The organism is Pseudomonas sp. R62, from assembly GCF_000257605.1.
GTDB lineage: Bacteria > Pseudomonadota > Gammaproteobacteria > Pseudomonadales > Pseudomonadaceae > Aquipseudomonas > Aquipseudomonas atacamensis.
Window position 1 is genome coordinate 2,283,022 of record NZ_JH635999.1, and the last position, 7,882, is coordinate 2,290,903.

The window sequence follows — 7,882 nt, forward strand, 5'->3', positions numbered from 1 at the left end:
GAGTGTCAGTCGCCTTATTACTTTCTGACCCACCGCATTCGCGAGCAGGCTCGCTCCCACTGGGAACAATGCATCTGGATGTTTGGGAAATGTGAGCTAGATTGCACCCCATGCCTTTACCCGAATCCGTTTTCGATTATGAAGCCCGCCTCGCCGCCTGTGCCCGGGGCGAGCGCGCGGCTTTGCGCGATTTGTATGTGCAGGAAGGCCCGCGCCTGCTCGGCGTGGCCAAGCGGCTGGTGCGCGATACGGCGCTGGCGGAGGACATTGTGCATGAGGCATTCATCAAGATCTGGCACGGCGCGGCCGGCTTCGACCCGGCGCGGGGTTCGGCGCGGGGCTGGATGTTCAGCGTGACCCGGCACCTGGCGTTGAATCAGTTGCGCAAGCAAAGTCGGGAAACGCCGTTCAGCGAAGAACATGAGTCAGCGGCGCCTGATGAGGCGGTCGATGTTCACTCGGCGCGCATTCATCGCTGCCTCGAGCAACTGGAACCGCAGCGGCGCAGCTGCATCCTCCACGCCTACGTCGACGGTTACAGCCACGCGCAGATTTCCGCACGCCTCGACACGCCGCTGGGCACGGTCAAAGCGTGGATCAAGCGCAGCCTCAATGCTTTGCGGGAGTGCATGGGATGACCGGCGAATCAGCGCAGGAACGGGATGAACTGGCCGGCGAATACGTACTCGGGACCTTATCGTTCGAGCAGCGCATCGAGGTGCAACGGCGCCTGCCGAACGATCCCGAATTGCGTGCAGCGGTGGATGCCTGGGAGCGGCGTCTGCTGGAGCTGACCGATCTGGCCGAACCTCAGCAACCCTCGGCGCAGTTATGGCCGCGCATCGAGCGCAGTCTCGAACGGCTGACGGTGAAGAAACCACTGACTTCGTGGTGGAACCTGCTGCCACTGTGGCGCGGCTTGAGCGCGGCCGGGCTGGCGGCGACATTGATCCTCGGCACGATGCTTCTGACCCAGACTGCGCCGAAACCGAGTTATCTGGTGGTGCTGGTGGCGCCGCAGGACAAGGCGCCGGGCTGGGTGATTCAGGCCAGCAATGCGCGGGAGATCCAGTTGATCCCGTTAGGAGTGGTCGAGGTGCCGGCGGACAAGGCGCTGGAGTTCTGGACCAAGGCTGACGGCTGGTCGGGGCCGGTTTCATTGGGCTTGGTCAAGCCGGGGCAGGCGTTGTCGGTGCCGCTGGACAAACTGCCGCCGTTGCAGCCGAACCAGCTGTTTGAGCTGACGCTGGAAGGCGCCAACGGCTCACCGATCGGCAAACCGACCGGGCCGATTCAGGCGATCGGGCGTGCGGTAAAGGTGCTCTGAGGCTCTGCTACGCGGTTGTCCGCAACCATCAGCGACGTCGATGTTCACCATCACGGCAATGAAGTTCTCATAAAAAATCCCGGGCGTAACATCAGCTCCATACCAACCAACAACACCCCGGAGCACACCATCATGAAACGCCAGACTCTTCTCAGCATCGCTTTCTCGGTTTTCGCAGTTAACGCTTTCGCCGCCACCCCGGCGCACACCATGATCGCCGAAGGCGGTTCGGACAAGCTGATCGAAAGCCGTCTGGCCGAAGGTGGCTCGGATCGTCTGATCGAACGCCGCGTTGCCGAAGGTGGCTCGGATCGTCTGATCGAGCGCCGTGTAGCCGAAGGCGGTTCGGATCGTCTGATCGAACGTCGCGTTGCAGAAGGCGGTTCGGATCGTCTGATCGAACGCCGTGTTGCCTGATGCATGACTGCAAGCGCAACACCGCAGAGAAACCCGGCTCCCGCAGCCGGGTTTTTTATGTCTGCGTGTTTTATCCGGCCTTGGCCATGCAGCGTTTGTAGCGCTCGTCCACGCGCTTGGCGAACCAGGCTGTGGTGAGTTTGCGGGTGATCTTCGGACTCTGCAGCACAATCCCCGGCAATACCGCGCGCGGTAACGCCTTGCCTTCGGCCCGCTCCGCCAGTTCGAACACGCGCTGATAGAGTTTGGTCTCTTCGAATTCCAGGGTTTTGCCCTTCTCCAGTTGATCGCGAATCGTCGGGTTGCGCATGCCCAGCGACTTGCCGAGGGTGCGCACCGCCAGTTCGGTACTACCGGGCATGATCGAGTCGTAGCGAATCAGGTCGCCGTCCAGGGTCAGCGGGATGCCGGAAGCGCGGCTCACCGCATTCTGAAACGCGGCATTGCGACTGGCGTACCAGCCGGCGTTGAAATCGGCGAAACGATACAACGGCTCGCGGTAATTCACCGGGTAACCGAGCAAATGGGCGATGCCGAAATACATGCCGCCGCGCCGGCTGAACACTTCACGACGAATCGTGCCGTCCACCGGGTACGGGTAATCCTTGGCGTGCTCCTCGGCGAATTCGATGCTGACCTGCATCGGCCCGCCGGTGTGCACCGGGTTAAAGCCGCCGAACAGCGTGCGGCCCATCGGCACCATGCCGATGAAGTCGTCGAAAATCGCGCTCAGCTCTTTTTCACTGCGCGCCGCATTCAGACGTTCGCTGTAGCTCTTGCCGTTGGGCGAGCGCACTTGCAGAGCGCCGCTGACCAGCAGGCTGGGGATGTGCACCTTGGCGGCGCGGCGATCGATTTCGTCGCGGGCGATCTTGCCCAGGCCGGGCACCGTCGGGTCGGCCTGGAAAGTCGATTCCTGCTCGGCCACGGCCAGTACCGAACACAGATTCTGCGTGGTGGTGTTGATGCCTTGCGCGGCGAACGCGGCGTAGATGTCCGTGGCCCAGCCCTGACGGTCGGCAGTTTTCGCCGGCAACAGCCGAACGATTTCCGCCTTCACTTCAGCCGGCGGACGCGGCGCAGGTTCGTTGCTGCGCTGGCTGGCGCAACCGGCGAGCAGCAGCAAAGCGCCGAGAGTAATGAGTAATCGCATGTTGCTCCATCCAATCAAATTAGCCAGACCACCATACACAACCCGCGTAGGAGCTGCCGAAGGCTGCGATCTTTTGATCTTGATGTTGACCTTGATCTGCAAAAAGCAAGATCAAAAGATCGCAGCCTGCGGCAGCTCCTACGCGCTGATGACAAACTGATTGCAAAACGTTACTGAGAAACTCTATCATTCGCGCCTGGAGTCGCATTAGCGCAAGGAGTTCCGCGCCGCCCTTTTTTTTCATTGGCCGTTCGCCTCCAGGTATCCGACATGCCCGCTTCAGCTCGACTCGGCGCTCCATTTCGCCCGACTTTGCTTGCCCTGCTGTGCTCCCTGACCGTCACCGCTCACGCTGCTGAAGACAACAGCAAAGAACTGGTGCTCGACGACGTCAACGTCAATGCCCAGGCGCCCGCACCCAACGCCCTGCCCCCGGTCTACGCTGGCGGTCAGGTTGCGCGCGGCGGCCAGTTGGGCGTGCTCGGCAATCAGGACATGATGGATGTGCCGTTCAGCGCGGCGTCCTACACCGAGCAACTGATCCAGGATCAGCAGGCGGAAAACGTCGCCGATGTACTGCTCAACGATTCCTCGGTGCGGCAGGCCTCGGGCTTCTCCAACCAGGCGCAGGTCTTCATGATTCGCGGCCTGCCGCTCAATGGCGACGACATTTCCTATAACGGCCTGTACGGCGTGTTGCCTCGGCAGATCATTTCCACCGATGCGCTGGAGCGCGTGGAAGTGTTCAAAGGCCCGAACGCCTTCATCAACGGCGTAACCCCGACCGGTTCCGGCATCGGCGGCGGCGTCAACCTGCAACCCAAGCGGGCCGGCGACGTGCCGCTGCGCCGTTACACCACCGACATCAACAGCGAAGGCCGCATCGGTCATCACTTCGACATTGGCCAGCGTTTCGGTGAAGACAACCGCTTCGGCGCGCGGGTCAACCTGTCGCAGCGCGAAGGCGACACCGGTATCGATCACGAGAACCAGCGCTCGAAACTGTTCGCCATCGGTCTGGATTATCGCGGCGATGCGCTGCGGGTTTCCGGCGACTTTGCCTATCAGAAGGAACGCGTCAACGGTGGCCGCAGCTCGGTCAACCTCGGCACCGCCACGCACATCCCGGATGCGCCATCGGCGGACACCAACTACGCGCCGAAATGGGGTTACACCGACATCGAAGACACCTTCGGCATGCTCCGCGCCGAGTACGACCTCAACGACAACTGGACCGCCTACGCCGCCGGTGGCGCCAAGCACACCCGTGAAGTCGGCCGGTACAACTCGACCACGCTGGTTGGCAACAGCGGCGCCTCGTTCACCACCGGCTCGTTCGTACCGCATGATGAGGACAACACCAGCGTCATGGCCGGCCTCAACGGCAAATTCAACACCGGCCCGGTCAGCCACAAGCTGAATTTCGGCCTGACCGGGATCTGGGCCGAGCAGCGCAGTGCCTATGACTTCGACCTGACCCGCTACTCGAACAACATCTATCACCCGATCACTACCCCAGCGCCGGTAGGCAACTTCGCCGGTGGCGATCTCAACGATCCAGGCATCGTCGGCAAGACCTTCAACCGCAGCGTGGCGATTTCCGACACCCTCGGGTTCTTCGATGATCGCCTGCTGGTCACCGCCGGTCTGCGTCGTCAGCAACTGGTGGTGCAGGGTTACAGCTACGCCAGCTACGGCAGCGGCCCGCGTTCGTCGAGCTACGACGAATCGATCACCACGCCGGTGTACGGCATCGTGTTCAAGCCGTGGGAGTATGTGTCGTTCTACGCCAACCATATCGAAGGCCTGGCCCAAGGGCCGACTTCGCCGACCAGCTCCGGCGGTTTCCGCGTCACCAACGGCAACGAGGTTTACGCACCGAAACGCTCCAAGCAGACCGAGCTGGGCGTTAAGGTCGACATGGGCACCTATGGCGCGAGCCTGGGCGTTTATCGCATCGAACAGCCAAGCGACGGCTACTGCGAAATCAACAGCGCTACCACTTGCACCTACGTGCGCGAAGGCGAGCAGATCAACAAAGGCGTGGAGATGAACGTCTTCGGCGAGCCGATCGACGGCCTGCGCCTGATCAGCGGCCTGACCCTGATGGACACCGAACTGAAAAAATACCCTCAACGGCGCCAACGACGGTAACCACGCCATCGGCGTGCCGACCTTCCAGTTCAACGCTGGCGTGGATTGGGACGTGCCGGGCCTGCAAGGCGTTGCGCTGAATGCGCGGATGCTGCGCACCGGCGGGCAATACGCCGATGCGGCGAACAACCTCAGCCTGCCAACCTGGAACCGCTTCGACGCGGGCGCGCGCTATGCGTTCAAGGTGTCGGAGAAGGACGTGACCGTGCGGTTCGGTGTTGAGAACCTGGCGAACAAGAAGTACTGGGAATCGGCTCAGGGCGGCTACCTGACCCAGGGCGAACCGCGAGTGGCGAAGTTGTCGGGGACGATCGACTTCTAAGCGTCATTGCGTCGCAGAAAAGGCCCCGCAGCTTCACGGTTGCGGGGCCTTTCTGGTTTTTGTGGTGCTTGATCCGGCTGCTTCGCGAGCAGGCTCGCTCCCACAAGGGTAAGAAGTGCGGCTTTAGATCCCCGCCAACGCCAGATCCATCGCAAAGTAAGTGAAGATCAGATCCGCCCCGGCACGCTTGATTGCGCCAAGGCTTTCGCGGACCACGCGATCCTCATCGATCGCGCCGGCCTGGGCGCCGAACTTGATCATCGCGTATTCGCCGCTGACCTGATACGCCGCCAGTGGCAGGTTCGAGGCCTGGCGGATGTCGCGGATGATGTCGAGGTAGGCGCCGGCCGGCTTGACCATCAGCGCATCGGCACCTTCCTGCTCATCGAGCAGCGATTCGCGCAGGGCTTCGCGGCGGTTCATCGGGTTCATCTGATAGCTTTTGCGATCGCCCTTGAGCGCGCTGCCGCCGGCCTCGCGGAACGGGCCGTACAGTGCCGAAGCGAATTTGGTCGAGTAGGCCATGATCGGAATCTGCGTGAAGCCGGCGGCGTCGAGCGCCTGGCGAATCGCGCGCACCTGGCCGTCCATCGCCGCCGAGGGCGCAATCACGTCAGCACCGGCGCGGGCGGCCGCTACGGCTTGTTTGCCGAGATTGATCAGGGTCTGGTCGTTGTCGACTTCGTGGTTGTGCATCACGCCGCAATGGCCGTGATCGGTGTACTCGCAGAAGCAGGTGTCGGACATCACGATCATTTCCGGCACGGCGTCCTTGGCAATGCGCGACATGCGCGACACCAGACCGTCTTCGCGCCAGGTGTCGCTGCCGTTGGCATCGAGATGATGGGACACGCCAAAGGTCATCACCGACTTGATGCCGGCACGGGCATAGCGCTCGATTTCGCTGGCCAGTTTGCGCTCGGGAATGCGCTGCACGCCGGGCATGCTGGTGATCGGCACGAAGTCGTCGATGTCTTCCTCGACGAAGATCGGCAGGACCAGATCGTTCAGGCTGAACTCGGTTTCCTGGAACAGACTGCGCAGGCTCGCATTGCGGCGCAGACGGCGGGGACGTGCTTCGGGGAACTGACTGGACATGGGGCCTTTCCTGAAAACAGCGGATGAGACGAAAGTCGTAGGGGGCGAAGCTTATGCCTTGCGGCGGGTGCGGGACAAACCTGGATCAATCAAGAGAGCGTTACCGCAGGTGCAACAATCCCTGTAGGAGCTGCCGAAGGGCTGCGATCTCTTGATCTTGTTTTTTAGGATCAAAGTCAAAAGATCGCAGCCTTCGGCAGCTCCTACAGGGGGAACGCGGTGAGTCAGGAAGGAATAGTCAGGCCACGAATGACCGCCGGGCGAGCTAGAAACCGCTCCAGCACTCGGGTGACATTGGGGAAATTCTCAATTCCGACCAGATCCCCGGCCTCATAGAAGCCAAGCAGATTGCGCACCCACGGGAACGTGGCGATGTCGGCGATGGTGTAGCGCTCACCCATGATCCAGTCGCGGCCTTCGAGGCGAGTGTTGAGCACGTTCAGCAGGCGTTTGCTCTCATCGACATAGCGGTCACGCGGGCGCTTGTCCTCGTAATCCTTACCGGCAAATTTGGTGAAGAAACCGAGCTGGCCGAACATCGGGCCGATGCCGCCCATCTGCCACATCAGCCATTGGATGGTCTCGTAGCGCAGCGCGCCTTCCTGAGCGAGCAACTGGCCGCTCTTGTCGGCCAGATAAATCAGGATCGCGCCGGATTCGAACAACGGCAGGGGCTTATCTTCCGGCCCATGCGGGTCGAGGATCGCCGGGATCTTGTTGTTCGGATTCAGCGAAAGAAACTCTGCCGAAGTCTGGTCGTTGGTGTCGAAACCGACGCGGTGCGGCTCGTACGGCAGGCCAATCTCCTCGAGCATGATCGACACTTTGACGCCGTTGGGAGTCGGCAGGGAGTAGAGCTGAATCCAGTCCGGGTACTGCGCCGGCCATTTCTGAGTAATCGGGAATGCAGACAGATCGGTCATTGGAAGCATCCAGTCACAAATTGAAAACCGATCATAAAGTAGGCCTGCCGCTGCGCCTACACGAACCGTAACATCCTGTCGCTAACCTGCCTGCATGCCCGCAACGGTTGCCGTTAGAGTGCTGCGCACTGGCCCGGATCGAACCAAACGGGCATTACAGGACTCTGAGCTATGCCTTTCTCGCAGAGGAAGCTGTTTATGACAGGGAAACACCCGGTGCTGGGAGCCCGCGGTGCCAAGGTTTGTCAGCCTTAACCGATTTTGCTGAAGAACCCTCGAATTGATGACGAACCTGATGAGTTTCGCCAAACGTTTCAAACATCGCGCGTACGTGGCCCTGCCCTCCCTGCTGGCAGTCAGCGCGCTTTTTCTGTCCCTCGAATCCAGTGAAAGCCGTGCTCAACCGGCGGACGGCACGCAGACGCTGGTGTTCCTGCGCCATGCGGAAAAACCCGAAGGCGGCCTCGGTCAGCTCAATTGCCAGGGCC

The 7,882-nt window shown here is 61.4% G+C and carries 5 protein-coding genes and 3 pseudogenes; 5 read left to right on the forward strand and 3 right to left on the reverse strand.

The window, feature by feature from the left end; genetic code table 11:
• Nucleotides 1-110 precede the first annotated feature (110 nt).
• The 3 genes and pseudogenes from OQK_RS28035 to OQK_RS28045 all read left to right on the forward strand — a co-directional run.
• Nucleotides 111-638 carry a sigma-70 family RNA polymerase sigma factor gene (locus tag OQK_RS28035; RefSeq protein WP_038861889.1) on the forward strand — a complete coding sequence of 176 codons (528 nt, stop codon included), beginning with the start codon at nucleotides 111-113 and terminating at the stop codon, nucleotides 636-638.
• The gene (locus OQK_RS28040; protein WP_016775384.1) at nucleotides 635-1,327 is read left to right on the forward strand and encodes an anti-sigma factor; all 693 of its coding nucleotides are present in this window, start codon (nucleotides 635-637) and stop codon (nucleotides 1,325-1,327) included. Before OQK_RS28035 ends, OQK_RS28040 begins: the two co-directional genes overlap by 4 nt.
• 132 nt (nucleotides 1,328-1,459) lie before the next feature.
• A pseudogene (locus OQK_RS28045) lies at nucleotides 1,460-1,741 on the forward strand (hypothetical protein); the annotation flags it as partial.
• Nucleotides 1,742-1,814: 73 nt separating this feature from the next.
• Here OQK_RS28045 and OQK_RS28050 read toward each other — a convergent pair.
• Nucleotides 1,815-2,897, reverse strand: coding sequence for a DUF1615 domain-containing protein (locus OQK_RS28050; RefSeq protein ID WP_016775386.1), 1,083 nt, complete (start codon nucleotides 2,895-2,897; stop codon nucleotides 1,815-1,817).
• 270 nt (nucleotides 2,898-3,167) lie between these two features.
• Between OQK_RS28050 and OQK_RS28055 the strand changes: the two are divergent.
• Nucleotides 3,168-5,373 (forward strand): annotated as a pseudogene (locus tag OQK_RS28055) (TonB-dependent receptor).
• Nucleotides 5,374-5,496: 123 nt separating this feature from the next.
• Here the strand turns inward: OQK_RS28055 and hemB are convergent.
• Both hemB and OQK_RS28065 read right to left on the reverse strand, forming a co-directional pair.
• Entirely contained in the window at nucleotides 5,497-6,471 is a 975-nt protein-coding gene (gene hemB / locus OQK_RS28060) for a porphobilinogen synthase (protein WP_016775388.1), read from the reverse strand.
• Nucleotides 6,472-6,695: 224 nt separating this feature from the next.
• A complete protein-coding gene (locus OQK_RS28065; protein WP_016775389.1) occupies nucleotides 6,696-7,394 on the reverse strand; it encodes a glutathione binding-like protein in 699 nt (232 codons plus the stop codon).
• A gap of 283 nt (nucleotides 7,395-7,677) precedes the next feature.
• On the opposite strand from OQK_RS28065, the pseudogene OQK_RS28070 reads away from it, so the two are divergent.
• Nucleotides 7,678-7,882, forward strand: a pseudogene (locus OQK_RS28070) (histidine phosphatase family protein); the annotation flags it as partial.